At 45.3% G+C, this 26,088-nt stretch carries 24 protein-coding genes; 5 read left to right on the top strand and 19 right to left on the bottom strand.

What is annotated here, in order from left to right:
• Nucleotides 1-95: 95 nt before the first annotated feature.
• Entirely contained in the window at nt 96-833 is a 738-nt protein-coding gene (locus AZI87_RS08720; protein WP_063206171.1) for a hypothetical protein, read from the top strand.
• Nucleotides 820-2,526 (top strand): S8 family serine peptidase, encoded by a 1,707-nt coding sequence (locus tag AZI87_RS08725; protein ID WP_155722521.1) that lies wholly within the window; start codon nt 820-822, stop codon nt 2,524-2,526. Before AZI87_RS08720 ends, AZI87_RS08725 begins: the two co-directional genes overlap by 14 nt.
• A 22-nt stretch (nt 2,527-2,548) precedes the next feature.
• Here AZI87_RS08725 and AZI87_RS08730 read toward each other — a convergent pair whose 3' ends face one another.
• The 6 genes from AZI87_RS08730 to AZI87_RS08755 all read right to left on the bottom strand — a co-directional run bounded on the left by AZI87_RS08730 (nt 2,549) and on the right by AZI87_RS08755 (nt 8,157).
• Entirely contained in the window at nt 2,549-3,619 is a 1,071-nt protein-coding gene (locus AZI87_RS08730) for a hypothetical protein (RefSeq protein WP_063206172.1), read from the bottom strand.
• A gap of 362 nt (nt 3,620-3,981) precedes the next feature.
• Complete coding sequence (locus AZI87_RS08735; RefSeq protein ID WP_063206173.1) at nt 3,982-4,824, bottom strand: PilZ domain-containing protein; 843 nt, start codon at nt 4,822-4,824, stop codon at nt 3,982-3,984.
• A gap of 55 nt (nt 4,825-4,879) precedes the next feature.
• Nucleotides 4,880-5,848 carry an ABC transporter ATP-binding protein gene (locus tag AZI87_RS08740; RefSeq protein ID WP_063206174.1) on the bottom strand — a complete coding sequence of 323 codons (969 nt, stop codon included), beginning with the start codon at nt 5,846-5,848 and terminating at the stop codon, nt 4,880-4,882.
• Nucleotides 5,849-5,850: 2 nt separating this feature from the next.
• Nucleotides 5,851-6,840, bottom strand: coding sequence for an ABC transporter ATP-binding protein (locus AZI87_RS08745; protein WP_063206175.1), 990 nt, complete (start codon nt 6,838-6,840; stop codon nt 5,851-5,853).
• Nucleotides 6,841-6,939: 99 nt separating this feature from the next.
• A complete protein-coding gene (locus AZI87_RS08750; RefSeq protein WP_063206176.1) occupies nt 6,940-7,602 on the bottom strand; it encodes an HAD family hydrolase in 663 nt (220 codons plus the stop codon).
• A 24-nt stretch (nt 7,603-7,626) separates the two neighbouring features.
• Nucleotides 7,627-8,157: an OmpA family protein gene (locus tag AZI87_RS08755; protein ID WP_063206177.1), complete on the bottom strand. Its 531-nt coding sequence runs from the start codon at nt 8,155-8,157 to the stop codon at nt 7,627-7,629.
• Nucleotides 8,158-8,272: 115 nt separating this feature from the next.
• Here AZI87_RS08755 and AZI87_RS08760 point away from each other — a divergent pair, with 115 nt between their 5' ends.
• Nucleotides 8,273-8,932 (top strand): O-methyltransferase, encoded by a 660-nt coding sequence (locus tag AZI87_RS08760; protein ID WP_063206178.1) that lies wholly within the window; start codon nt 8,273-8,275, stop codon nt 8,930-8,932.
• A 135-nt stretch (nt 8,933-9,067) separates the two neighbouring features.
• Here the strand turns inward: AZI87_RS08760 and AZI87_RS08765 are convergent, their stop codons facing one another.
• Nucleotides 9,068-9,874, bottom strand: a complete 807-nt coding sequence (locus tag AZI87_RS08765) for a hypothetical protein (RefSeq protein WP_063206179.1) — start codon at nt 9,872-9,874, stop codon at nt 9,068-9,070.
• Between the two features lie 167 nt (nt 9,875-10,041).
• Here AZI87_RS08765 and AZI87_RS08770 point away from each other — a divergent pair, with 167 nt between their 5' ends.
• Nucleotides 10,042-10,908: a hypothetical protein gene (locus AZI87_RS08770; protein WP_063206180.1), complete on the top strand. Its 867-nt coding sequence runs from the start codon at nt 10,042-10,044 to the stop codon at nt 10,906-10,908.
• A gap of 23 nt (nt 10,909-10,931) precedes the next feature.
• Here AZI87_RS08770 and AZI87_RS08775 read toward each other — a convergent pair whose 3' ends face one another.
• The 12 genes from AZI87_RS08775 to AZI87_RS08830 form a co-directional block, all read right to left on the bottom strand.
• On the bottom strand, nt 10,932-14,153 hold the full coding sequence (locus AZI87_RS08775) for an error-prone DNA polymerase (RefSeq protein WP_063206181.1): 3,222 nt from the start codon (nt 14,151-14,153) through the stop codon (nt 10,932-10,934).
• Nucleotides 14,137-15,459: a hypothetical protein gene (locus AZI87_RS08780; protein WP_253696580.1), complete on the bottom strand. Its 1,323-nt coding sequence runs from the start codon at nt 15,457-15,459 to the stop codon at nt 14,137-14,139. Before AZI87_RS08780 ends, AZI87_RS08775 begins: the two co-directional genes overlap by 17 nt.
• Nucleotides 15,407-16,063, bottom strand: coding sequence for a recA protein (locus AZI87_RS08785; protein ID WP_063206182.1), 657 nt, complete (start codon nt 16,061-16,063; stop codon nt 15,407-15,409). The genes AZI87_RS08780 and AZI87_RS08785 overlap by 53 nt, the downstream gene beginning before the upstream one ends.
• A 115-nt stretch (nt 16,064-16,178) precedes the next feature.
• On the bottom strand, nt 16,179-16,670 hold the full coding sequence (locus AZI87_RS08790; protein ID WP_063206183.1) for a methylated-DNA--[protein]-cysteine S-methyltransferase: 492 nt from the start codon (nt 16,668-16,670) through the stop codon (nt 16,179-16,181).
• A gap of 44 nt (nt 16,671-16,714) precedes the next feature.
• Nucleotides 16,715-17,134: a hypothetical protein gene (locus tag AZI87_RS08795; protein WP_063206184.1), complete on the bottom strand. Its 420-nt coding sequence runs from the start codon at nt 17,132-17,134 to the stop codon at nt 16,715-16,717.
• Between the two features lie 104 nt (nt 17,135-17,238).
• A complete protein-coding gene (locus tag AZI87_RS08800; RefSeq protein ID WP_063206185.1) occupies nt 17,239-18,225 on the bottom strand; it encodes a hypothetical protein in 987 nt (328 codons plus the stop codon).
• A gap of 67 nt (nt 18,226-18,292) precedes the next feature.
• Nucleotides 18,293-19,135 (bottom strand): hypothetical protein, encoded by an 843-nt coding sequence (locus AZI87_RS08805; RefSeq protein WP_063206186.1) that lies wholly within the window; start codon nt 19,133-19,135, stop codon nt 18,293-18,295.
• Between the two features lies 1 nt (nt 19,136).
• On the bottom strand, nt 19,137-19,574 hold the full coding sequence (locus AZI87_RS08810; RefSeq protein ID WP_063206187.1) for a hypothetical protein: 438 nt from the start codon (nt 19,572-19,574) through the stop codon (nt 19,137-19,139).
• Between the two features lie 168 nt (nt 19,575-19,742).
• On the bottom strand, nt 19,743-20,405 hold the full coding sequence (locus AZI87_RS08815; protein WP_253696582.1) for a class I SAM-dependent methyltransferase: 663 nt from the start codon (nt 20,403-20,405) through the stop codon (nt 19,743-19,745).
• The gene (locus AZI87_RS08820) at nt 20,402-21,166 is read right to left on the bottom strand and encodes a hypothetical protein (protein ID WP_063206188.1); all 765 of its coding nucleotides are present in this window, start codon (nt 21,164-21,166) and stop codon (nt 20,402-20,404) included. The genes AZI87_RS08815 and AZI87_RS08820 overlap by 4 nt, the downstream gene beginning before the upstream one ends.
• Nucleotides 21,167-21,208: 42 nt before the next feature.
• A complete protein-coding gene (locus tag AZI87_RS08825) occupies nt 21,209-24,022 on the bottom strand; it encodes a pyruvate dehydrogenase (protein ID WP_063206189.1) in 2,814 nt (937 codons plus the stop codon).
• A gap of 242 nt (nt 24,023-24,264) precedes the next feature.
• Nucleotides 24,265-25,212, bottom strand: a complete 948-nt coding sequence (locus AZI87_RS08830; protein ID WP_063206190.1) for a cell envelope integrity protein TolA — start codon at nt 25,210-25,212, stop codon at nt 24,265-24,267.
• A 134-nt stretch (nt 25,213-25,346) separates the two neighbouring features.
• Between AZI87_RS08830 and AZI87_RS08835 the strand changes: the two genes are divergently transcribed.
• On the top strand, nt 25,347-26,072 hold the full coding sequence (locus AZI87_RS08835) for a Stp1/IreP family PP2C-type Ser/Thr phosphatase (RefSeq protein WP_063206635.1): 726 nt from the start codon (nt 25,347-25,349) through the stop codon (nt 26,070-26,072).
• Nucleotides 26,073-26,088 lie beyond the last annotated feature (16 nt).

The raw sequence follows: 26,088 nt of genomic DNA on the forward strand, positions 1-26,088 counted from the left end.
AGTCCGAGACCCTAAGGCCAGCTCCACAATTTCTCAATAGTCCTAGCGGAAAATAATGAGCATCCTGTTAGTAAACAAGCTAAAATAGGAAGCTCATGGCACGTCGGTTATCCATAGTCATTTTATTGATCGTATTAGGGGGAGCGGCTCTTTATTTTTGGAATAAAGGGGCTTCTTCGTCAGTAATGACTGCAAACACTGATGCTTCTTCCATCTCATCATCAACAAAGGACAATGAGTCCACTTCTACTGCCACCGTGGCAGTGGAATCTGCTGAGAAAACTCAAACCACTGAAATTGCTTCGAACCAAGAGCCAGCGCAGATGGTGCCGCGCAAGTTAAGACTTCCGAAATCCGAGAGTGGAAAAGTTAAGTTGAATCTTCAGAATGCGGAATTTGTTGATTCACGCATATTTGAAGAAACGGACTGGAAAATTTGGAAAAATGTTAGAGCAATTCCCAAAGTTGCCGGAGAACCTCCTCAAGAGATTGTAGGAGACACATCTGCTTATTATCTCGTGAAAGATGAGGGCGCAGATCCAAATGCATTTGTGGCTGCAAACCCTGTGGTCGTCTATGATCCGCGGCTAGGAATTCCGGGGATAGTCACGGGACGATTCTCTGTAGTTTTAAAAAGCGGAATTTCTACAGATCTCTTAACTCAAAACTTGGGGTTAAAAATCCTAAGCGGCTTTCCAGATATACGAACATACTTTGTGACCTCGCCAACGGAACCATTCGATTTAAAAGAACTACAAGACGTTTTGAATAGTGACCCCGGTATTGAGAGTGTCGAAATGGAAATTTTAAGAAAACGATATGAAAAGAATTAGCCATAAAACACGCATTCTTATATCGCTTATATTGGCAGGTTCCGTCACCGCGCTCTTTTTTACGAATTGTGCAGAGAGTACCTTTTCTGCTGCCGAGCCAGATAAAACAGGCGCCGATCCTCTTTTGGAGCTTGCATGGCATATCAATAACACTGCTCAAAAAGTTTTTTCATCAAAGTCTGGCGAGCCTGGGAATGATCTTAATCTTCTTCAAACTTGGCAAAGCGGATATTCGGGAAAAGGAATTAAAATTCTTGTCTCTGATGATGGAGTTGAAGATACGCACGAAGATTTGAAAAAAAATTTCCTTAGCGGCGTGTCTCTTGACTTCACAGGTGCTTATCCGTGGGTCTCAGCGACCGCGTCTCCAAAGCATGCTGAAGATAATCATGGTACGTCGGTTGCTGGTTTGATCGCAGCCACTGCTTCCAATGGAGTAGGAACCAAAGGAGTGGCATATCAGGCCTCAATTGCGTCTGCTAATTACATCGCGTATGGGCAAGATCAAGATGATGATAAAACTATTGCGCAGGCTGCCGGGGATTTCGATATTTATAATATGAGTTGGGGTTTTGACCAAAATATACTTCACGTTCCTTTATCGTCTTTTCTAGCTCAAATGAAATTTAAGGTAATGAACGGACGCTCAGGTAGAGGTTCGGTTTATGTTAAAGCTGCAGGGAACTCGTTCTTTATTTTGTGTCGTGGCTCCGAAGAGGAATATTGTGTAGGCAACTCAGGCTTCGACTCTGACAACAGTACGCCGTACACTTTGATCGTAGCAGCCTTAAATGCTCAAGGGTACGCCGCAAGCTATTCATCTCCGGGTTCAAACATTTGGATCTCCTCTTTTGGTGGGGAATTCGGGGACGATTCTCCAGCAATGATAACGACTGATCGTATGGGGTGTTCGAAGGGATTTTCGGTTTCAAACATCAATAGTAAGGTTGCTTTTGAGCGTGGCGCGAACGGGAATTCGGCCTGTAACTATACAGCTACTTTTAATGGAACGTCCTCCGCGGCACCAATTCTTGCTGGTGTTGTCGCTTTGTTAATGGAAGCTAACCCAAATCTTTCATGGCGTGATATAAAATATATTCTCGCAAAGACAGCCGTTCCGGTGAACTACGTTACTTCGGGTGTAATATCACATCCTTTGGAAGTTACGCCTACGGGGTATGCTTGGGAGCAGCCATGGATTGTGAATGGTGCGGGTTTTAAATTTCACAATTGGTACGGCTTTGGAAAAGTGGATGTCGACGCTGCAGTGAAAATGGCGAAGCAATACGTTTCTCAGCTGGGAACCTATACCGAAACTGATTGGGCTCATACTTCGGGAAGTATTTCTGCGAGTATACCCGACAATAATGCCGCAGGTACAAGCAGTCTTATAGTTGTAAATGACGTCATCAAAATCGAATCCGTTCAAATTAAAGTGTCGGTCACACATCCCGACGTCTCGGAACTGGCTTTGGAATTGATATCTCCTTCTGGTAAAAAGAGCATTCTTGTGAATATGCGAAATTCCTTGTCAGGCCTAGCCAACTTTACCGAATCCAGTGCCGTTTTTCTGACAAATGCATTCTATCAAGAGAGTAGTCAAGGCGCGTGGACCTTGAAAGTAGTTGACGGTAAAAGCGGTAACACAGGAACGTTAACTCAATGGAAAATCAATTTCACGGGTGGTAGATAGAAGGCACCTTCCGGTGCCTTTTTTAATTCCCTACAAACATCGAACTTATACAATTCGTTTGCAGACTTGTCCCGGTGAAGGGCACGGTCCCAACGCGAGTCAGAGTCTTCGTCGTTGAATCATAAGTGAATTTTTCAATCACGTTCGCTAAAGATGTGGATCCATTCGCTACATATACAAAACCTGTTTCAGCATCATAGGTCATCGCTGAAGGGCCGTAAATCACACTGGTGTTGTTGTAGGCGACAGTCGGCGATCCAATCGTGACGGTCGAGGCGGTTTCGGTTATGGGATAGGAAATTATCATATTCGAAGCCGCAGTCGTACTTCCCGTTGCGATCAAAACATCATTCGACGAAGGAATGTAAACCATGGCTGTCGGCAAAGCCGTTGTCGGAGTGATCGATGTGCTTGCTAAACAATCTGCCGCTGAAACATAGCCCGTGCTTTTTATCGCGTTTAACTTGTTATTAGGAGCAGCGGCGGCATGGGTATAAAGGATGTGTCCATACGTCGGAGTCACGGCCACACTTGAAATCAAGGTTGTCGTTGTCGCACAAGCTCCACCCGGTGCGTTCACATAGGCCGCGGTCCCCACGCGACTTTTCGCTGCGAACTTTTCAATCGAGCTTGATTTGCTGATGAGAAGAGCCCCATCAGAGGCAACAATCATACTTCTCATCACCGCATTCAGAGCCGTCGAGTTCGTAAAATAGGTCTGATATTGATTTCCATTTGAAGACTTCGTCACTCGATCCACACGACGCCCACTGGTGTTCTCGACCAAAGAAAGAACGGTGTTGTCATCGTGATTGATAACGGTGATAGGCGCATCGCCCGGCGAAGCCGCGTTGTAGTCAACGATGATGTCATGGATATTTCCGGTCGCTAGATTCACACGGGAGATCGTGCGCGAAGGGGATGTCGGCGTAGGTCCCCCGGCATAACAACTTCCGCTAGCAATATAAAGAAAGCGTGTTGGATTTGTGGCTTGATCGTTTTCGCTCGAACCATCATCTTCAACCTGTTGCTCGCAAGCCGTTGCTAACATCAGAGTCACTACTAAGAGAACCAAGTACTTCACTGTACTCATATTGTTGTCTCCTTTACGTCCTACCTAAAAAATATCGGCGCGATGTTAAGGAGCCTTGACTAAAACACTCGCTTTCTAGACCAAAAATGTTTCATTGCGAGATGTTCATGTAACCGAATTTTTATTCAAGGAAAAACTATGCCGAGGTCTCGTTCATAATTGTGAAGAGAAGCCGATGAGTATTTTGAATTATATAAATAACTTTGCAGCCACCTTTGCACGTTTCGACAATCTGCAAATATTTTCCTAAATGGGTAGAAGAGAAATCTTCTACCCATTTTTTTTGAAAGTGCCTGCTTACTTTTTGGGTCTACGGCGCAGCAATTGATGCGCCGTAGACCCAAAAAAGAAGCAGGCACCTTTTAGCCGGCGCTTCGGCGGACTTGGTCTTGGTAGATGACGTAGGCTTTAAGAAGAGCGTCCAGACGCAAGGTCATGGCGACGTCTTGTTCGATGAACATCAAGCGGCGTGGGTCTGTCATGTCTCCGACGATTTTTGCGCGGAAAAGCAGACGGGCTTTTGATGGATCGGGTTCAAATGGATTTACGATAATAAGATCGAAGGGTTTATTCAAAAAGTCTCGCGGGATCTCATCTTCCAACATCGTACCGCTTAAAGAAATATTCTTTGAGTAAGTGCGGAATGAACGAATCTTAGAAACCAGAACGACTTCGATTTTAAAGTTATGACGAGGATCGCGACGACGATCGGCTCCACTTGGTTCTGCTTTTGGAGCTGGTGCTGGATCCGCTTTTTTCTTTGTGGATTCAGGTTTAATTTTCGCGATCTTTTTCAGATCTAACTCATCACCATTGAAGTCTTGATGATGATAGCCACCGAACTCTTGTTGCTTCAAGGGCGCTTCTCCTACAACCACTTGTGTGTAAGGGCTGTCAGACGAAGATTGTGTCGGCGGAGCGTTGTGAGTAGCCGTTAAAGTGTCATCAGGAACAGAGCCAGGTGATGTGAAAGCAGGTTCTGCCGGACGAGGAGGTTGCGCCATGACGAAGTATTTTTGATCCGACGTTAAGAACTCCTTAACGCTGATCCATTCTTCCCAACCGGGTGTCCAAAGAAAGTATTTATGATGTGATGTAGAGTCTAAAGACAGCAAAGTGACCTGCGCTTGAACAACAGACATCGGTTTTGTCTGTTTCTTAGTTTCAGCGTCGTAGATGATCCAAACTTTGCCTTGCGTTTTCATAGACTCCCCAGGTTACGCAACCTAGGGAGTTTATCGGAAAAAATAGGTAACTTCTTTATACGCGAATGCAGGCCGCGATATGATCCGGAGATTTTAGCTCCAAAGGCGGGACTATGGTCTTGCAATCCTCGATAGCCATAGGGCAGCGAGGGTGGAAATGACAGCCTGTAGGAGGGCTGATTGGCGACGGCACGTCCCCAGTCAAAATGATACGCTCGTCACGACGGCGAGGATCTGGAACTGGGATTGCTGACATCAGGGCTTTCGTATAGGGATGTTTCGGATTGCGGTAAAGCTCTTCAGCCTCTGCCATTTCAACGATTTTTCCCAAGTACATAACAGCCACACGTGTTGAAACGTGTTCAACCACCTTCAAGTCATGCGCAATAAAGATGTATGTAAGACCGAGCTTTTGTTGAAGCTCCATCAAAAGATTGATCACTTGTGCTTGGATCGAAACGTCCAAGGCTGAAACCGGCTCGTCACACACGATCAATTCAGGGTTCACCGCCAAAGCACGGGCAATACCCACACGCTGACGTTGACCGCCCGAGAATTCATGCGGGTAACGGTTCAAATGCTCACGACGAAGACCCACAAGGTCGATCAATTCGTGAATACGGTCCTGACGATCTTTCACCGAGCCATAAAGGTTGTGAATGATCAACGGCTCCTCAAGGATCGAACCGATCGTCATGCGCGGATTCAAAGAAGCAAACGGGTCTTGGAAGATGATTTGCATTTTTTTACGCATGTCACGCAACTCTTCACCTTGAATGTGCGTGATATCTTTACCGTTGTAAGAAATTTTTCCAGAAGTCGTGTCATGAAGACGAATCAAGCAACGACCCAAAGTAGATTTACCGCAACCGGATTCACCCACCAGGCCTAGCGTTTCGCCTTTTTTAAGTTCAAAGGAAATACCTTGAACCGCTTTTACCGAAGCCACTTCACGGCTGAAAAGTCCGCCATAGATCGGAAAGCTTTTAGTGACATTTTCAACTTTCAAAAGAGGAGTGCTCATTCTTATTTTACCTCTTCAGTCAAAGGGTGGTAGCAAGCCACTTTATGAATACCGCGAAGGTTTTCAAGTGACGGATAAGACTCGCGGCAATCGGCCTGAGCGTAAGGACAACGATCCGCAAAACGACAACCCTTAGGAAGATTGTACAAGCTAGGAACCATGCCTTTGATAGTTTTCAAGTGTTCAAGTTTGTGACCCGTTTCAAAGTGCGGGATGGAATCCAAAAGACCTTTTGTGTAAGGATGTTTTGGACGATAGAAAATATCTTCCACTGTTCCGAACTCAACCACGCGACCCGCGTACATCACGGCAACTTCTTGGCACATCTCTGCAACAACACCCAAGTCATGCGTGATAAGAATCATGCCGGCGTTAAAGTCTTTTTGAAGTTTGCGCATAAGATCCAAGATCTGAGCTTGGATCGTTACGTCCAATGCTGTCGTTGGTTCGTCGGCAATCAAAAGTTCGGGGTTGCAGCTGATCGCCATCGCGATCATCACACGTTGTCTCATACCGCCCGAAAGCTGGTGCGGAAATTCATGGAAACGTTTTTCAGGAGCTGGGATACCCACGATGCGAAGCATGTCGATCGCGCGCTCACGAGCTTGCTGTTTGTTCAGATCTTTTTGGTGCAGAAGAATGGCTTCTTCGATTTGATCACCGATTGTGTAGACCGGGTTCAAAGAAGTCATAGGCTCTTGGAAAATCATCGCGATTTCGTTACCACGAATCTCGCGCATTTTAGAGTCGGTCACGTCCAAAAGGTTCTTGCCTTTGAACATAATTTTTCCGGATTCAATCTGACCTGGCTTTTGAATCAAGCGCATGATTGAAAGAGATGTAACAGATTTGCCGCAGCCAGATTCCCCAACGATTCCAAGAGTTTGGCCCTTTTTCACATGAAAGCTGACATCGTCAACGGCGAAAAAAGAACCATCGTCGGTTTTAAAGCGCGTCTTAAGATTTTGAACCTCTAAAAGAATATCACTCACCGGAGATGACCCCCATTTAAGGTTTCATCTTATATAGGCCTGGGGGCTCCGACGCAAGCCTACAAAGGCCCTCTGGTCCTTTTTTCTAGCGAATATGCGTCATGCTCTGACAGAGAGCTTTTCGAGGAGGGAATGAAGGTCCTGATAATGCCCCAAAACTCCCATCGGCTCATATTTTTCCAAGAGAGAAATTGAGGTGTACCCAAATCCAATCGCGATGGAGGGAACGCCCGCGCGCAAAGCCGAAAGAACATCGGGGATGCCATCGCCAATCATAAAAGTGTCTTGGGGAGTTCGGCTCGCAAGCTTCATCATGGTCTGAAGGGGGAGAGGGCTCGGTTTGCGTTCTTCCAAAGTATCGGCTCCAAACACATTCACCCAAGGATAGCGGTCTAAGCCAAGGTGGCTCAGAATAGCCTTCGCGGGTTTTTCGTTCTTGTTTGTGATGATGGCCACGGGGCCTTGATAAGAAGAAAGAAAATTTTCTACGCCCGGAAAGATAGTGGTTCTATTAAACATCTCCTCTTCATAGATGCGTAAAAATTCCATTTCGAGTTCCACGATTTGTGAAGGCTCTAAATTGTCTTCAAGAAAAAGATCTGCGATCAGCTTTTTAAGACCTTCACCGATGTGAGAAATAATGACTTCATCAGAAAGCATGATTTTGCCGTGGTTTTTCAAAGTGCGATTTACGGCAACCACGATATCGGGAGCAGAATCAATCAAAGTACCATCAAGGTCGAAAGCAAGAAGTGGGTTCATGCCCACATCTTGCCGTTTTTCATTTTATTCCACAATCTCAAAATCCACGCGACGATCGCGCGCTTGTTGGGATTCGCTACCCATCATGTCCGATTGTACGGCGCCCATACCAATGGCTTCGATTTTTTCTTCAGGGATTCCTTTTTTTACTAAGTAATCCTGAACGGCCAGCGCTCTTTGTTCAGAGATATCCTGATTTTCACTGCTGTCACCGACAGCATCAGAAAAGCCGGTTACGCGAACGGTTTCAAAAGTGTTCAAAGATTTTTTCATTTCATCGGCAATGCCGTCCAAGGCGCGACGATTGGAAGCAGAAAGTGTGGCGCTCTTTGGTTCAAAACGAATGTTTTGTGAAAGTGCCGTGAACTTTGTACTGCGACTTAGATTTTCATCACCGGTTTTACCCAAGGCAGCTGCTGAAGACTTCGGAGCATTTGCGGACTGCGAGTTGGTCGCCGGGCGATAGTATTCTCTTGGAGGTTCTTCTTTAGTGGCGCAGGCGCTCAGGGTCCATACTGCCAAAACTGCGAGGGAGTTAACTTTTAAACGTGTCATATATTCCTCCTTGCTTGGAACTTTCGTCTGCAAAAACCTATTATTTCGAGATAAAGAAACGCCCGCAAATTAACTTCCTGTTAACTTCATCGGAAATCTGTGAGAAGATCCCCGCATGCGTGAGACGGTGTTAACTAGCAAAGAAAACTACATGAATTCCCTTCTGTTTGAAGAGAATGAGAATAAAAAATTATCGCGTCAGTATGCCGAAGAACTGGGCTTGGCGCGCATTAGTATTTCTCCTGCTGAAGCACAGCTTGTAAAAACTTTGGTGCGTCTTCACGGCACAAAAAAGTTCGTCGAGATTGGGACCCTAACAGGTCTATCCGCGCAGTATATTTTTGAAGCCTTGCCTGACGGAGGCGAGCTTTGGACCCTAGAAAAAGATCCCAAGCATGGCGAAAAATCTGCGGATGTTTTTGCAAGACTAGATCAGAGCAAAAAGAAAATTCATTTAGTGATGGGGGACGCCCGCGCAGAACTGGAAAAGATTTCTGTGTCAGGTCCTTTCGACGGTGTTTTCATCGACGGAAACAAAGCGGCTTACTTCGATTATCTTATGTGGGCCGAAAAGAATTTGCGTTCAGGTGGTTTGATCCTCGGGGACAATATTTTTCTGAGCGGTTCTGTTTGGGGTGATGCCACCACTCAAAAGTTTTCCGAAAAACAAATCAAGGTCATGCAAGATTTCAACAAGCGCCTTGCAGACCCAGCGCTCTATGAATCCGCGATCGTTCCATCCTACGAAGGCCTTTTTGTCGCCATCAAGAAATAGGTGCCTGCTTCTTTTTTGGGTCTACGCCGCAGCATTTTTGTAGGGCTTTTGCATTTCCGAAGAAATAGGTGCCTGCTTCTTTTTTGGGTCTACACCGCGGCATAGTTGTGGGTGTTATGTGCGAGAAATAAGATTTTACGATGGCTCAACAGATTTATAGGCTTCGATCTTCATTTCAATGGAATAGTCTTTCGATGCTTCCTTCAATGGCGCCAGCAACCAGCTCCACTCCTTCACTTTTTCGTATCCAGAAAAATTAACAGGATAGTGGCCTTTGTAAATCTCGTCGCCTTTGGGGTCGCGATAAGTGACTTCGCGGTCGGCATAGATAAGTTTTGTGCCTTTGCAGGCGCTTAAATTTTTAAGATGGATTTCCGCAAAGCCCGTACAAAGCACGTCTTTTTCTTCCAGAGTCAATGCGCGTTTGATTTTCTTTTCAATGGCTTCAATCGGAAGAAGGGCCAACTGTGAAAGAAGATTCCCTGACACAATGAGGTCGGCGTCGAAATTAAAAAGTGTTTCTTGAGCCAGTTTGTCTTTCAGCTCGTAAAGATCTTCAAGGCTTTGCAGGTTCTCTAAACTTGCTAAACTGCCAGATAGATCTTGTGTGATGAGCTTCACTCGTGAAGTTCTTTTAGCCAACAAATGATGACGGATCGGGTGAATCACATCCACCAAAGTGATCGATTCAAAGTTCTTTTCTAAAAGATGCATGGGGATTTCGTGTAGGTGGGCGCTTCCCAAAATCACGACGGACTTTTTTCTAGGCAAGGCCTTAACCGTAGCTAAAAACAAATCCTGACAATTCTTAAGATGCGGAAGCCAGGCTTTTTTGCAGCGGTGATAACGGGCTTGCAAAGCGATGGATTGATAAAGAAAGCCATATTTTTTGGCGATGGCAGACGTGGGTGTAAAAAGAAAAATAAAGGCTTCGCGAATCATTCTTAGGGGATACCAAAGATCTTCGGCAGGGTCATGGGTTTTTAGGCCCTGAATTTGCTCAATACCTCTTTATACGACATGAGTCTCAATTTAAGAGACTTTAGCCCACTATCTTTTAGACAGAGGGGCGCCATTTTTGCGCTCGTGGGGTTATGAGGAGTTTTTTCGTGTTGAAGTGGATGCAAACAGTGATTTTAGCTATGTCGATGGTTATGGGGTCTATGGCCCAAGCCTACCAATTGACGTGCAACTGGGTGTTTTCCGAAGAAGTGGAGATCTTTCTTAATCCCGATTCGCCACAAAGAATTCTAAAAGCTATCGAGCAGTATAAAGCGATCATGGGGCTGACAGAATTTAACCATAAGCCAGGCTCCTTGGATCAAGCAAAAATAAATCTACAACATCTTTCACCGGAAAAGAAAGCGGAGCTGCATAAGCTCATTTCTGAGTACTACAATGAAGTGAAGGCTTTAAAGTATAACAACGACGGTCCTTTTAAAACTTTCAAGCGTCATATTGATCTAGTTGTTGCTCGTGAAATCAATGCGGCGGAATTCTTCAAAGAGGCTATTTACAATAAAGGCCGTTCGCTGGAAGAAACATTAAGTGCTTATTACGAGCGCGTTCAGAAAATCACAAAGGTCCCTGTCGTACTTAAAGGAGAAGATGTTCTTTTAACGGCCATTCGCCTGCAAGATCGCTTCTTATCCGAGAGAGATAATACGATTGTTTTGTATGGCAGTTTTGTGAATGGAAAAGCCTATTCTAAATCAAGCGACCTGGATTTCGCCGTCATGAACCCAAGACTCGAAACGCAGATGCGTGAGACCGAGCTTCTTGGTTTATTAAAAGAGTTCCCTTTATCGGAAGCCCAGGCTCATACAATCACTCCTGCGCAAGTGCATGGACTCGGCTCGATGAACCCTTTAGTTCTTATTGTGCGCAAGAACTACATCGTCTTGCGTGTTTATGAAAACGGTCTGCATAAGGATTTCCAGAATAAAAATGTGAAGTTTCATGAGTTCTATTTCTAGCTCTGTGGCGATCTTGCTGAAAATTACTGAAGCGGCAACACCCGGGCGGCGCGAATATTAATCAATTCTCCGACTTTTTCGATTTGGCCATGAATTTCTAAAAGTGATCTTCCATAAATAGCTAAGCGATCTTTCTGATAAACATCCGGGTGAATCACGATATTCATAAAACCAAATTCATCTTCTAAGGTGATAAAGCACATGCCTTTCGCCGTTGGTGGTTTCTGCGTGACCGAAACCAATCCCGCCAAGCGCACTTTGGTTTTATTTTTCATGCGGGCAAGATCATCCGAAGAAAAATAGGGAACAAAACGTTTTGACACGAGTTCATTGTTTTTTTCTTTCAAGTAAGAACGCAGAACCGAAAGGGGATGAGAGTTCACTGAATACCCCTTCGTATCGTATTCGCGTCGCAAGCGATCCCAGTTCGACTCAAAAGGAATATTTTCTGTGTCGTCGTCATCTTCCTCGTCAACTTCGAATTGTTCTTTGGGAAGACCCCACAAAAAACTTTCTTGATCTAGGCTGAGACTTTCTAAGTGCCAAATCAGATCGCGCACATTTCCATTAAAGCACTCAAAAGCTCCGGCTGCGGCAAGCTTAAGTAAAGCACTGCGTGGAAGTTCGGTGCGGCGAATGAAGTCGGGAAGATCTTTGAAAGGGCCGTAAGCCTTGCGGGACTCTTCTACGCGACGAAGTAAAGCTTCAGGAAATCCAAAGATAGATCGCAGTCCCACACGCATGGGATGCAGTCCCGGTCCCATGCCCTCTAAAGTGTAATCATAGTTAGATCTTTGCACGCACAATGGAACAACCTGAACGCCATTTCTTTGCGCTTCGGCCACTAAAGTGCGGGGAGCATAAAATCCCATGGGCTGACTGTTTAAAAGCCCACACACGAAAACATCGGGGTGGTGTTTTTTAATGTAACAGCTTGCATAGGTTAAAAGAGCAAAGCTAGCCGCATGACTTTCAGGAAAACCATAGTTCGCAAAACCTTCAATAGTTTTATAAATCTGTTCTCCGTATTCTTGACTGATTCCATGAGCGGCAAAACCATCCAAAATTCTTTTACGAATGCTTTCCATGGTTGAACGCTTCCGCCAAGCTGAAGACATAATACGACGAAGCTCATCGGCCTCACCCGGAGTAAATCCAGCCGTTGCGATCACGATCTTCATCACTTGTTCTTGAAAAATGGGAACTCCGTGAGTCTTTTCCAAAATAGGGATCAGATCATCATGAGCATAAGTGACTTTTTCTAAACCCTGACGGCGTTTTAAAAATGGATGAACCATGCCCCCTTGCAAAGGACCAGGACGAACCAGCGCCACTTCAATGACCAAATCGTAAAATGTCTTAGGCTTCATGCGAGGTAACGTCTGCATTTGGGCTCGAGACTCGATCTGAAAAACACCGACGGTGTCGGCTTTGCCAATCATTTCATAAGTCGGGGCATCGTCTTCTTGAGAAAAAGAAGCTAAATTGAAATGCAGATTTTTATGATGTTTTAAAAGCTCAAAGCATTTACGTAAACATGTCAGCATGCCCAGACTTAGAACGTCGATTTTCATCAGCTTCAAGGTGGCGACATCGTCTTTATTCCACTGGATGACGTAACGTCCATCCATCGTCGCTTTTTCGACGGGCACCATTTCTGTGATGGGATCTTGAGTGATCAGAAAACCACCCGTATGAATTCCCAAGTGACGGGGAAAGCCACGCAGTTGTTGTGAAAGATGTAAAAACATTTTCCAGTGATTAGGATCCGTCACACCGAAGCGAGCGGCGGATTCAGGTTCTAACAAACGACTGATCCCGTCTCGACCCATAAATTTGGCCATCGCATTGACTTTATCTAAAGGAATACCAAAAACTTTCGCCGTTTCTCGAATCGCCATGCGAGAGCGATAACGAACGACAGTGCAGACCATAGCAGCATGGCGTTCATTGTACTTTTCATAGATATGCTGAATCACTTCTTCACGGCGACTGTGCTCAAAGTCGATATCAATATCCGGCGGTTCGCGACGTTCACGAGAAATAAATCGTTCAAAGAGCAAAGAGATTTTTATCGGGTCCACTGAAGTAAGACCGATGCAATAACAAACCACCGAGTTCGCTGCAGATCCGCGACCTTGATATAAAATCCCCCGGCTTTTTGCGAAGTCGCAGATTTCTTTCAAAGTCAGAAAATAGTCTTCGTATTCAAGCTCTTTAATCAGCGCGAGTTCATACTCGATCTGACTGATGATTTTCTGGGAGACTCCTTCAGGATAACGTTCCTTTGCGCCCAGCAAAGCCAGATTGCGCAAGTGTTCTGAAGGCGTGGTGTTTTCGGGCAAATTCGAATGCGGATAGCGATAGCGAATTTCGTCCAAAGAAAAATTCACACGTCCGGCGATCTCCACAGTTTTTTCCACAAGATCTAAGCGATCTTGCCATAATGAAGACAGATCTTCGATGCTGCGGTAAGCTCGCTCGGCATTCTGAATCAGCTTATCTTTAGCTTCAAACAAAGTAGTGTGATGTAAAATGCAGGTGATAACGTCAAACAAGGGCTTTCTGTCGGGCGTGTGCATGAACGGGCGCTGTGTGACAAAAAGCTGAGCTTGATATTTTTCTTCTAAAAGAAAAGCCTGACGGCAGAACTCTTGCGACTCCCAAGTCAGATCCCGCCAAATCGGCAGATAAAGACGATCACCGAAAATCTTTTCTAATTTTTCATAGCGCTCGGAACTCCAAGGAGGAATGGCCAAACATAAAAGACCTTTGTTGTGCTCGGCCACTTGCTCTAAAGAAAGTTTTGAAAAACCTTTCGCCGCTTGTCTTTTACCTAAAGTCAGAAGTTTGCAAAGATGAGAATAACCTTCTTTATTAATGGGAATCAGAGTGACGGACGTTTCATCGGTCAAAGTCAGCTCAGAACCTACGAGATATTTAAAGCCCTCTTTAGCTTGAACAGAAGCTTCAAACATCGAAGGGGATTTGACTGAAAGAAATCCGCGCACCACGCCGTAAAGACCATTTAGGTCACAAATGCCGACGCCGTCATAATCAAGCTTGATAGCTTCAATCACCATCTCTTCAGGTGAAGAAGCTCCTTGCAGAAAAGAAAAATTGCTGCGACCTAAAAGTTCAACAAAGCCTTTGGCGCGAGGCTTAGGTTTAGCCACGCTTTTCTGGGATTGCGACGATAAGGCGGGAAGCTTAACTTTGTGATTTCCACTAATCAAAATAGCCATGCAAGTACACCTGTAAATTTATGCGATCCTTGAAAACCCACAGAAGCTGACCTTGATGAGAGAGCGCAAAGTAATAATCTCTATTTTTTAAATCTTGAACGGATATCTGCCACCAGGACGATTCGATTCGTTCACTGGGTAAAGATGAAACAAAACGCAATTTCTGCGCTTCGGCCGTCGACAAAAGCTGCGGCTTATCTAAAAGCAAAGCGGGGCGAGGACTGGTCGCCAAAGACTTTGCATAAACCGATTTCACCTGGAGCGCTTCTTCTTGGCGTTCGACTAAATCCTGAGGCTTGAAATCTTCGGGCCAGTCAGTGACTAAACGAAAACTTTGTTCTGGAAAATGGCTGGCTTCCATTTGTAAAAAGCCCATATCGCACTGAGCTTGCTTGGCAAAACTGATGAGACGGCGCCAGCGGTCTTCGGTGTTGTCGCGCGGTTCAAAAAAATCCAGTTGTTGCACCTTTTCTGGCACATCAAAAACGGAAATTTCAAACTCACGAATCGGATTCTGTAAAACCAACGACGTCAGCTTCTTTTCCAAGAGATCTTCAAAAAGCTCCTGATCGCGAGTCGGGCTGACCGGCTCGATACTGACAGGATGTTTTTTATCTGAGTATTCGCAGTGCAGAATCAAATCCATGCGTTGGGCATAACGTGAAAGCCCCGCCAAACGCGCAAACAAAATATCCATGTGCGGTTTAATCCGCGCCATCAATAAAGGCACGGCCCCTAAGGGATCGTCAAAGTAACCATAGCCCACAAGAGGGTCGCGAGGCACAAGAGGTGATATGACCTGAGAGTCTTGAGAATGCAGACGATTCCAAAGTAAAACACCGAACTCTCCCCATCTTTCGCGCAATGAATTCATGCGAAAATTTAAAACATCTTCCAAACCATGCACACCCAGGGTGTGGAAGAATGAAATCATATGTTCAATCGGTCTTTTTTGGGGCCAAGGATGTAGACCTTCTAAGTCTTTCAAGGCATCTAAGCCCAAACCACGAAAACCCTCTTGTTCTTTCCCGCGAGGAGCCACATACGACGGGCGCCAACGTGAAAACATCTGCGCCGCCGGAGCCGTGTCAGCAATAGCCACTGCTGGATCGCCCGAAAACTTACGAGCGATCTCTAAAGCTTTTTCCATCGTACGATGTTCGCCGCCAAATAAGTGCTGCGTAGATTCGATCTCGACAAAAATAAATTGCGGAAAGCGAAACTGCACACGCGGACTTAAAAGCAGAAAGGCCTCAGCTGAGGAGCTTTCTTGTGGTGTTTTTAAATTGATGCATAAAGTTCGCATGGATCATACTCCCAGCAATATTAAAAGGTGTCGGACGGTGCAAGGCTCTTTGAATAGTGATGAAGTCGCGTTGAAAGTGCATAATCAGACTAAAAAGTGGATTGATGAACTTCACCGGCTTTTGATTTACAAAAACCAAAGCCACTTTGTGCAGGCGACAAAGACGTTTTAATTTTTGCAGCTGATGATTCTTTAAAAAGATCTCTTTTAGGTTGCAGCCGATCACTTCAAATAAAGAGCTAGTAATCAACTCTTGCAACAACCAGAAAAGCTGATCTTTTTCTTGCGGCTCTTTCACTACAAGCAGACGCTTTAAATTTATTTTTTGATGAGAAAGATGGGTTGGAAATAACTGCGCATCTCCATTGATCCAAGCGGCCCATTTATTTTGAGCATGAACTTGTTGAACGATGCGAATCCATAAAGAAGTGGCTCCGGTACCGGGCAGGCCTTGAAGCAGGCTTAAGTCTCCTTGAGGCACTCCCTTCCACAAAAGGAAGTTGTCCAAAACGGCAAGACCGGTGGACAAACCTGCAGGTGGTTGTAAGTGCTCTGCAGAGACAAAAGGAACGTTCTGTAATTCGGGAAGGGCGAGGGCACGCATAAAGCTCTCCGTTATTTACATATAATTTACATAGTAATTTATATGTAAGTCAAAGAGCTAAATGTGAATATAGACTAAGGTTTTAGTTTGAAAAAACTTACCAAAAATCAAGAGCTTACAAAGCGCCTTCAGAACTCAACAATTCTGCCTTTAGCTCCGGGCCCCAGTGATATTTGAGTTTATTCGCATTTTTACCCACAACACGGTGGCAAGGAATCCAATAACAAACCGGATTTTTCGCAACAGCTGAAGCAATAGCACGAACCGCAGAAGGCTTACGCAATTTTTTTGCAAGCTCTGAATAAGTCCAAGTTTTGCCATAAGGAATTTTTAGAAGTTCTAACCACACACGCACTTGGAATTCTGTGCCTTGAAGTTTGATTTTGTGTTTACCGTTCCAGAAATTGCCTTTGCTCCACTTCACCGGAGTAAAAGAGCCGACATGGAAGTGATAGTGTTCATGGAAAAAATCAGCCAGGTCGCCTTCGACCTTCTTTTTACCTAAAGCATAGCTACCTAAAAAGATCAGCTCAGAGCCATCAAAAGCGGCAAGCCACTCGCCAAATTCAGAAGCTACTTTATAAACGCGGAATTCTAGATCTCCCATAAATCACCTCGATGTATGAGAGACCTGTACCTTAGATTATGTCATCACACAACTTCTTCGATATAAAGAGGCGTGAAATAGCGGATGTCATAGCCTCCATAGCGTTTAAACGCGTCTATCACTTCCTCTTTTTCACTGTCGGAAGGCGTGGGAACGCAGATTAGAACATGACCATTTCTTATCTCTTGGTCGGCTTCGTTTAAAAAGCGCCACTCGGCAGAGTCCGAAAATTTAATAAATTTACGCATGTAGTTTTCTAAAAGAGTGTGATGGCTTCCTTCTAAATCGACGGCATCGATACCTTTGTCGCCTTCAAACACGTTGAAGTCTTCGTCGGTATATCCGTAATCCTCAAGTTCTTCGATGGCCTTCATTGCTTCGTCTGCGTTTTCAAAAAAAGCCGCCGTGTAGTGATTAGGATAAGGTAAATAATCTGGATGAGGCAGTTGTTCCAAACTCACCATAGAAAACCTCCGTTCTGTCTTGTCATTATAAAAGGTGCAGAGGTGAGAATTTTTTAAATCACACTGTCTAACACATTTGTAAAACTAGCTCGGACCAAAGCCCTTTATTCGAACATTCCATCCATCGTGATGTAACGTTGATTGTTAGGTGTCAGTCTGAGTGATTGATAGAAGGTCTGTTGACATTGACCCCGCAAAATCGCATCGATGCCGCCGATAGTAGCCGTGTAAACCTCATCGACATTCAGAACATCCAGTGAAGTGATCACACCCGTATTCGGAGCGGTCGCACGCACTTTTTTCAAGAAATGATCGCGAGAGTTGCATGCCATCAAACCTAAGATAGGTGTTTTTTTAGAACCTGATAAAGCGGTTAATAATTTCTTCAAGCCGGGACGTTGCACTTCATAGTATCCGTCGTAATTCACCTTGTTGCGACCACGAACAAACACGGGAGGAGAAAAATCAGGACCGCCGCCATTTCTCGCATGACCAAAGTAAAAAACCGCATCGGCGTTTTGCAAAGCTTTTGCGAAGTAAGCGTCCATGAAGTTTGTGCGATCTTGTTGTTCGCGGCTCATGCGCCCGATGTTGGTTTCAAGAAATTCGGTGGCAGAGGAAAAGTGTACTTCCACGCGCGCGGGATATTTAATCCCATGCACGATCACTTCGCGATTAAAGCGATACATATTATTTGGATCCTGCTTAAAGCCGCAAAAACGGGCGCGACCATAACAAGGGGTCGTTAGAAGTTTTCTTAAAGCAGCGAAAGCTCCTAAATCTAAGGAAGGACTTAGACCAAAGCTTCTTCCTTCCGCATAGACATTACTTCCTGTTGTCCAATCAAAATACCCCAAGGCAATGCGAATATCGATCAGGCCATCGTCAAGAACATCTTTGTAGCGTTGAACACAGATATTGCGTTTGGCGGGTGCTAAGGCACTCAAATTGTCAGTGGCTTTGTCGTCCAGACGATCCACGTAGTTTCTTCCCATCACATCAAAGCGCGATTCGTAAAGATAAGTTCCTCGCGCGAACGTGGAAGAAGTGAATAGCAGAAAAGAAAAAATCCCAAAGATGACTGACTTCATGAAGTCCTCCTTGGGATTTAAGATAGTCTGTAGAATGTCGCAGTCTAGTTACAGGCCTCTAATGGGATTATGATTTCCCACACAGAAACACTTCATGAACGCAGTCGCCGCGGTCGTCTTGATATTGATCTAAAACGTTAAAGATGGCCTCACGCAGTTTTTCTTTTATTTCTGGCAAAAAATGCGACTGAGTAGAAAACGCTGTATAGAAAATGTTGTTCTTATTTTCAGAAGCAATCTCGCTAGCATCAGAGCGTATTTGAGTGCACAGAGTTTTCGTCAGATCAGCAAGCTTTCCCGCATCCGAAAGATTTAAAAAGTCCATCTGACTCGAACGTACATAGAAACGGCCATTTTGTGAAACGACAGCGCCTTCTTGCATAAGAAAATTCAACGGATCCGACAAAGACTCTGGAGTCATGCGCGCGCGCTGAGAAATTTCGGTAAGGCTCGCCCCTTCCTCCTCAGTTCCTAAGGCCGCAAACACACGGAACAGAGTCGGCTTTGATAAAAGACGATGGGGATCTTTCACCTGTGAACGCGCGTCCATCTGTCTTTGTAAAGCGAGTTTGATATAGCTCACTTGTTGGCGAATTTCTTCGTGAGACATTTTATTGGTAAAAAGCTCTGGCTGGTCCTTTCTGACCAACAAGGAAAAAATGTCAGAGTAGGGCTTGGGAAGCTTCAGAGTGATCTTTAGTTGATTCACGCTGTCTCTGGAAAGCCCCTTTTTTCCGGCAAGGTATTCAGAAAGAAAGCTACGAGAAGAAAAGCCCGCGCGGCGGGAAAAGTCGGCCAAATTCACTTTGCCTTTTTTGCGATAACGAACTTCCAAGGCACGCTTTAAAAAAAGACGGGCATTTTCAATCTCAAGCAGCTCGTGATAAATGGAGTCAAACTGATTGGTCATGCTAGTTTCCTACAGAAATTCGAGGAAGGGGTTTCGTAGATCTATCGTAAGTGATGCTTCCGCCCGGCGAGCAAATCATGAAAGGAAAGAGGTTTTGATCCAGCTTCCTATTTTTAATTTCTAAATCGCCCAAGCCCATTCCAGGGTACAGAGTCAGAATGAAGTCTTCTTTCACACTTTCATAGAGCCATTCCGAATTCGTCCGGAACGAAGCCATGACATACATCTCGGTGATTGCGACGGTCTTCTTCGTGTTATCATTATGTTGAAGAATAACGGCAAAGTGGCCGCCCTGAAGAAGTGGCGCGATTCCCACTTCAATCCACGGATTTGCGTACTGCTGCTGACACAAAATATCCGTTTGCAGGCTGTAAGGTTTGATCTCTGCACGTGCAGAGAAGGATGACAGAACTAAAAGACACAAAGCGAACCAATTCATAAACGCCCCCGAAGCTCAGCTTTTTTGGTAACTTATATTTGGGGCTCTGCCCCAGGTAAACGAAATTACTTCATTTTGCGGTGGTCCACGATCACTTGGCGAACCTCTGAAAGCCGCTCTGGGGGCGGAAAAGCGGCTTGCGGTCGATTTTGTAAACCCATTTTGGACTTAAGAGCGATAAATAGAGAAATGCGTATAGTGGGAAGGCTCCTGAACTTCGGAAAGCCAAGGATGTTCTTTATGAATAAGAAAACGAGTCAACCGGCCTCGGCCAACAACTTGAATGCGGCGACTTCTGGCAACCTCTTGAAGATCCTGCAATGTTTTTCTGACGTTGGTTTCAGTGCCGTAGTCGAAAATGAAATAGACATCGGCACTCGGTAGATGAAAGTTTTCCGCCGCCAGATCGGCGGACTGAATAAGAATCAAGGCATCGGGAGATCCAAGGATTCTTTGAGCCTCTTCAACGCGCCTATTTTCTAGTTCGTAGCCCATAAACTGAAGATCAGGATAGTGGCGCTGAATAACAAGCGCCATGCGCGCGTAAGCGCAGCCCAAGTCCACAATAATGTCGCCAGCCTGAAGTGACAAAAGATCTAAAATATTGTGAATCTCGACATAAGGAGTTTGAAAAGCCTGAACGGAAAGATGCTCCCAATTTTGTTGCGTTAAGGAAGACTCTTTAGAGCTCGCGCGAATTTTCGCTTCGATACTTTCGCATTGAAATCCAAGATGCTCATCCACTTTCAAAGAATGCTCTTGGGCTTCTTGATACGTATAAGAATTTAAGTCTAAGAGAGGAAAGGGATTATTCGCGTCAAAAACGATCATAGCGGTGTCGCCACGCTATGAAGGAACTTTTCAAGAACCGGGGCATAGTCCGATTTAAAATCGCGAAGACCCGTTAAGTGTCCCGCTTCGGGGAGTGCAAGCTTCGTCCAATCCAAATTACTGTGCGGTTCAAAGACTTCGTCAATATGATCCGGTGGAATTAATAAATCCTTCCAACCACGAATAGAAAGAACTTTAAAACCTTCAGGAAAGGTCTTTAGGTCATCATGCAAATCTTTGTGTAAGAAAGGACTCCAAGCCATACTTAGAATCGGCGCTAAAGCCACACGTAAAGGCATCGGCTTTAATTTATATTCATGCGTGTACAAGTTGTAGGCTGAAGGAATAAAGCGCGCCGTAGGTCCACTATCACAAACCAGAGCCACGGTGTCTGAACAATGACGACGAGCCATCGCTTCAATCGCAGCACCGGAAGGGTTTGAAAAAGAAAAGACAATCTTTTTACCCGGAATCAAATTTAGAAGAGTTTCAATCTGATCGGCATACACGTGCTTAGTCCCAAACACACCGGCTTTACTGACGGGAGGACGAAATGAGATCAGATCTTTTAAAGTGCCCTGAAGTTGAAAGGCAAAAGCGTCAAAACCCAAAGAGTTTACAAGCTTAATATGACGAAGAAGTTGCTTCTTACTGCCTTCATAAAAGTGAACGAAGAAAATCAGCTCTTCGTACTTTTTGTTTCGAGGTAAAAAGAACTCCCCATCAAAGGGGAGTTCTTGCTTAGCTAATTCTGTATACATTCAATCCAGTTTCTGTCGCCGTTCAAGCGATCGACCCTGTGACTAGTGCTTGTGCACAGGGTTTTTAGCTGGCCACAAATCAGTCCAGTGTCCAGCGCGTCCTTCTGCTTGATGAGCTTCACCGAGAGCGCTTTCAGAAACAATGACTTTCTCAAGAGCTGTTTCAGCTAGCACTTTTCCGCAAGCTTCAACAACAGCTTCCGCGTCGATGTTGTGATAAGCGTAGATCTCTGAAGGGCGACCGCACTTCGAGTGCTTACGAACTGCCAAAGACTCCTGACGAACGCCGATGATAGAACCGATGTTGTCTAGCAAGCCAGCCTCACCATCCGCTACAGAAACCGCAGGGATGCGTTTACCAGCAACAGTCACTAGGTCACCCGTAGTCACTTCGTCAGCTTTTCTTAGGTACAAGTTCGAGTTCACACCCAAACCGTTTTTCAAGTAATCATAGTCATCTTCATGACCTTGGATGCCAACAAGTAGATCCGAAGAAGTCACAACGATCACGTTTCCGTAAATTCCGCGAGACAACAAGGCTTCAGAAGCTTTGATTGCTTCAGTCACCATAGAGCCCATCGCGAAGATGTTCACAACGTTATCACCTGGCTCGTAACCTGCGTAACCGCGGTAGTCGATCAAGTAGTAAGCGCCTTTAAGAACTTCTTCACGGATTGTCGCCATCATTTGCGCCTCATCCACAGTTCCTAGTTCTTCCTCGTTGAATGCGCCTGCAATAGGGAATTCAGAACGAGCCAAAGCACCCTCAAGACCGGCTTTGAAGCGAGCTTGTTTTTTCAAGTAGTGAAGCATGTCTTTTTGTTCTGCTCCACGAGTCACTAGGCGAAGAAGAGTTCCTGTTCTGCCAGCATTGTCGTTCAAGACGTGACGTTTGATTGTGTCACACAAGATCCAGTCAAGCTCTTGGCAGAAGAACGGTTCCCAAGTGATTTGATTTGGGATTTGGATGTCAGACTTCCAACCATGTTGCGCACCTTCTGGAGAAAGCGTCACACCTGATGGAGTTCCCACGCAGATGAAAGAAGATTTCCAGTAAAGGTTGTAGAAGTATTGATCCAATGCACGTTTGATGAAGAAATCGTAAACCGTCATCAATGGGATGATTGGAATACCCAAGAAGTCGCGCATTTTTCCGAACGCGCCCACGCAAGACATCACGTTTCCTTCAGCGATCTCAAAACGCAGGAAGCGGTCTGAAACGTCTTCGCCAGGAACGAGGTCAGGAAGTTTGTGGTCTTTAACGCCCAATTCAGTTTCCAAGTCTTGAACAACCGGTGCGCCGAAGATCTTACCATCCATCGCTGGATTCAAGTTCGTCGAAGTACCTACGTCCGGAGCCATAGAAATGAACAACTCACCTGGAAGCTTGAAAGGCTTTTCTGAATCTGTCAGAGGCTTTTGCTTTTCGCCCAATTTAGATTCATCAAGCGGAGTGTTCGCAATACGAGTCAACTTTGCCGTCAACTGACCTAGCATCCACTGTGTATGAGGATAGCTGGTCATTTTCGTGTTGATGTCCAAAGTTTGAGGGATATCGCCGAACTCAGTTAGTTTTCTTAGGAAGAAGTCTTGGTTCTTCGCTTTCAAAGCATGTTGCGCTTTGATTTCAGTAAGAAGTTTTTCTCCGCGAGCGGCCAAGAATTTGCCTTCCACAGAGTTTGCAGCAAAACGTTCATAAAGCTTGTCGCCTTTGATGCCTTGTTTTGCTTTTAGTTCCATCACTTCTTCTTCTTGTGGCAAAGAAGAGTGGTTGCCCGGTTGAGCTGCTGCTTTCAAGCCCCAACCTTTCAAAGTGTGGGCGATGATGATTGTTGGCTTACGAGTGGATTTTTTAGATTTTTCCATCGCTTCAGCCAAAGCGATCATGTCGTGACCGCCGAAATCGCGAATAGCATCGAAAAGCTCTTCATCAGAAATGCTTTCCAAGAACTTCTTCATGTTGGGATGTTCTTTTGCGATGCCTTTTTTCAAAGCTTTCATATCTTGAACAAGAAGAAGAGCTTGAAGTTCGTAGTCTTCAAGTTCTTTTTCTAGGAAGTTTTTGAAAGTGTCGCCGTCTTTCTTTTTGAACAAAGCTTGGCGTTTAGAACCGTGACGTACTTGAATCACTTCCCAACCGTTGGCCGCCATCGTGCGCTCAACACGGTCCGCATCAGTTCCGTTCATGATTTCTTTATTCGTGATACGGTGACCGTCCAAAGATTGACGGTTGTAATCTAGGATCCAAGTCAATGAACCCAACTCGCGCTCGGCAAAGTCAGGAACCGCTTCATACATAGAGCCTTCACGGAATTCAGAGTCACCGCAAACCGCCCAGAAGTGAGCATCTGGAACTTCATAGCCGTGTTCACGAGCATAGCGGTAAGCCAATGCAAGGTAACCGGCTTCAACTGGTGGAATACCCACTGTGCCTGACGGGAAGAAGTTGTGGTTATCAGGATCATAAGCAGAGTGATAAGATTGGAAAACGAATTCACTGCCATCAGTGAATTTACGAAGACCGTTCATCGCTTGATCGGCTTGCTCTTGAGTCAATTTTGAAAGGTCATTCTTCAACAACAAATCCAAAAGATAGTTGTAAGAGTGATCTGTTGGAGACGCATGCGGTTTATTCGCGATGTGATCGAATCCAGATTTCACAAGAAGGTGCAAAGCACCCATGATGTGCAACGAACTTGCGCTGGCAGCAGGGTGACCACCGATTTTCGGGTCGCCTTTTTCTTTGTCAGTGCGGTGATTGGCTTGCCAGATCATTTGTGTCGCAAGGTAATGCGCACGTCTAGCGATTGAGTCCAGAACCTCAGGTTTGGCATTTTTTAGAGTTGAGTTATCCAAGTGGATCTCCTTCAGATTTTGTACTTTTCTAGCGTCTGGCAACCTAGCACTGTACAGAGGAGGAGTCCACGCATTTAAGCCCCGCAGCAAGAGTTCTGGCTCTAATTTAGACGTAGGGGTGTGTCAGTGAAAATTTTAAGAAAGTTTGGGGGCTTTAGAAGGTCTTTTTCACTCGAAAAAGGCTTATGAGCCACCGTGCTATAAAGATAGCGCGGTGAGGCCAACAAAGTTTTGAAAAAAGTTTATGTCTCTAGAACGAAATCCCAGCGGATTTTAACCGTGCCATCGCCTTCGACGATGCCCTTAGGAGGGTTCGGGAATGGAGCGGCCGCACGGAAAGCTTCAATCGCAGCATCATCCAAATCACGTACGCCGGAATCGCTGATCACTTGAACGCGCACCAAAGTGCCTTTGTCATTCAAAACGATCATCAATTTTGTGATGCGATCTTGATTTGTCGCTGCAGGAGCACGACCTTCTTTAAACATTTTTGAAAGTTTGTCGCGAACACGGCCTTCCCAGTGTTGGGCAAGTTGTTTACGAATGCGGTTGTAGTAAGAATAATATTTAAACTCACGCGTATTCAAAACGGTTTCTAAGCCGACGTTGACGTCTTTCAGGTAATCATTCGTCTGACTTGTTTCAGCGCCTGTTCCCGTGTTCTGTTCACCAGAGCCACGACCTTCGCCCAGACCTGATTCTTTATCCGCAAGTTTTTGTCTTTCCAAAGCTTCGGTCGCATCGAAAGTTTTGAATAAATCTTTCGCGATCTGTTTTTTGGACTCTTCTGATTTCGCTAAATTCTTTTGTTTGCCGTCGCCTTTAGGTCCAGTTTTTTGTGGAGCGGCCTTCTTCAGATTTTGGAACTCACCACGGTTCGCGGCTTGAGTTTGCTTTTCCACTTTTTGGTTTTTAGCACTCAGGAAACGGGCATTTTCAGGGACTTCTTCGTTGGCGGAGGTTTCAGATTGCTCGACAATCTGATTGCGCGACAGGGCCTGCTTCTTCAAAGCGGCTTCCACTTGCTGCATTTTTTGAAGATCTTCCGGGCTCAGAAAGTTAATGTCTACGGTCTCTGTTTTCGGCGTTTCAGGCGTCAGGCTTTCCACAACAAGGAAGGTCCCAAGAACCAAAACGTGGAATACCAGTGATAGCAAAACATACATTCTGAAAGACGGTGATTTCATCATACGACCTCACCCCTTTCTATCGGTAGTATGACACCCGAACCTGAGAAGATGGTGAACCGGACCCGCGAAATGCGACTCTGGTCCAGGGCCAGACTTTGACTCCTTTGTCACTGTTGGGTGAAAATGAAACATCTATGAAATTTGACTCGTGGTATCTGACAGATAAAGGGCTTCGTCGTGATTCGAATCAAGACTCCTGTCTCATCAATAGGGAGCTTGGTCTCTTTATCGTGGCAGATGGTATGGGCGGACATTCCGGCGGGGAAGTGGCTTCCAGTATGGCTGTGGAGACGGTCGAAGAAATCATGCTTCAACCTGATGCGCACAAAAAATCTCCGCGCGAATTAATTTTGAATTGTTACGAAGAAGCTTCTCGCAGAATTTTTGATAAAGCTGCCAATGAGCGTCCTGAGCTTGCGGGCATGGGAACGACAATGGTGATGGCGTATATTCGCGGTAAGCACTTGTATGTGGGTAACGTCGGTGATTCGCGCTGCTATCTATTTAAACGTCCTTACTTGTGGCAAATCACGGAAGATCATTCACTTTTGAATGAACAATTGCGCGCAGGTGTGATGAGTGAAGAGCAAGTGCGCCAATTTGTGGGGCGAAATGTCATTACTCGCAGCGTAGGATATGAACGCGATGCTTATCCTGACATCATTGAGAGAGAGATTTTCCCTGGAGAAATTTTCTTAATGTGCTCGGATGGTCTTTCGGGCCTTGTTGAAGACGGCAGAATATCTGAAATTTTGAATCAAAATACACCTGACAAAGCAGTCAAAGCTTGTGTAGAACAAGCTCTTGCAAATGGTGGCGATGATAATGTGACAGTGATGCTGTTGCATTTCCACGAATAGAGTCGAGGTCAGGTTG

Source organism: Bdellovibrio bacteriovorus (assembly GCF_001592745.1).
Classification (GTDB): Bacteria; Bdellovibrionota; Bdellovibrionia; order Bdellovibrionales; family Bdellovibrionaceae; genus Bdellovibrio; species Bdellovibrio bacteriovorus_B.

Excerpts from the sequence above, each read along its gene's own strand:
- AZI87_RS08720 (WP_063206171.1), top strand. The coding sequence starts at position 96 with ATGGCACGTCGGTTATCCATAGTCATTTTATTGATCGTATTAGGGGGA.
- AZI87_RS08725 (WP_155722521.1), top strand. The coding sequence starts at position 820 with ATGAAAAGAATTAGCCATAAAACACGCATTCTTATATCGCTTATATTG.
- AZI87_RS08730 (WP_063206172.1), bottom strand. The coding sequence starts at position 3,619 with ATGAGTACAGTGAAGTACTTGGTTCTCTTAGTAGTGACTCTGATGTTA.
- AZI87_RS08735 (WP_063206173.1), bottom strand. The coding sequence starts at position 4,824 with ATGAAAACGCAAGGCAAAGTTTGGATCATCTACGACGCTGAAACTAAG.
- AZI87_RS08740 (WP_063206174.1), bottom strand. The coding sequence starts at position 5,848 with ATGAGCACTCCTCTTTTGAAAGTTGAAAATGTCACTAAAAGCTTTCCG.
- AZI87_RS08750 (WP_063206176.1), bottom strand. The coding sequence starts at position 7,602 with ATGAACCCACTTCTTGCTTTCGACCTTGATGGTACTTTGATTGATTCT.
- AZI87_RS08755 (WP_063206177.1), bottom strand. The coding sequence starts at position 8,157 with ATGACACGTTTAAAAGTTAACTCCCTCGCAGTTTTGGCAGTATGGACC.
- AZI87_RS08760 (WP_063206178.1), top strand. The coding sequence starts at position 8,273 with ATGCGTGAGACGGTGTTAACTAGCAAAGAAAACTACATGAATTCCCTT.
- AZI87_RS08765 (WP_063206179.1), bottom strand. The coding sequence starts at position 9,874 with ATGATTCGCGAAGCCTTTATTTTTCTTTTTACACCCACGTCTGCCATC.
- AZI87_RS08775 (WP_063206181.1), bottom strand. The coding sequence starts at position 14,153 with ATGGCTATTTTGATTAGTGGAAATCACAAAGTTAAGCTTCCCGCCTTA.
- AZI87_RS08780 (WP_253696580.1), bottom strand. The coding sequence starts at position 15,459 with ATGCGAACTTTATGCATCAATTTAAAAACACCACAAGAAAGCTCCTCA.
- AZI87_RS08785 (WP_063206182.1), bottom strand. The coding sequence starts at position 16,063 with ATGCGTGCCCTCGCCCTTCCCGAATTACAGAACGTTCCTTTTGTCTCT.
- AZI87_RS08790 (WP_063206183.1), bottom strand. The coding sequence starts at position 16,670 with ATGGGAGATCTAGAATTCCGCGTTTATAAAGTAGCTTCTGAATTTGGC.
- AZI87_RS08795 (WP_063206184.1), bottom strand. The coding sequence starts at position 17,134 with ATGGTGAGTTTGGAACAACTGCCTCATCCAGATTATTTACCTTATCCT.
- AZI87_RS08800 (WP_063206185.1), bottom strand. The coding sequence starts at position 18,225 with ATGAAGTCAGTCATCTTTGGGATTTTTTCTTTTCTGCTATTCACTTCT.
- AZI87_RS08805 (WP_063206186.1), bottom strand. The coding sequence starts at position 19,135 with ATGACCAATCAGTTTGACTCCATTTATCACGAGCTGCTTGAGATTGAA.
- AZI87_RS08810 (WP_063206187.1), bottom strand. The coding sequence starts at position 19,574 with ATGAATTGGTTCGCTTTGTGTCTTTTAGTTCTGTCATCCTTCTCTGCA.
- AZI87_RS08815 (WP_253696582.1), bottom strand. The coding sequence starts at position 20,405 with ATGATCGTTTTTGACGCGAATAATCCCTTTCCTCTCTTAGACTTAAAT.
- AZI87_RS08820 (WP_063206188.1), bottom strand. The coding sequence starts at position 21,166 with ATGTATACAGAATTAGCTAAGCAAGAACTCCCCTTTGATGGGGAGTTC.
- AZI87_RS08830 (WP_063206190.1), bottom strand. The coding sequence starts at position 25,212 with ATGATGAAATCACCGTCTTTCAGAATGTATGTTTTGCTATCACTGGTA.
- AZI87_RS08835 (WP_063206635.1), top strand. The coding sequence starts at position 25,347 with ATGAAATTTGACTCGTGGTATCTGACAGATAAAGGGCTTCGTCGTGAT.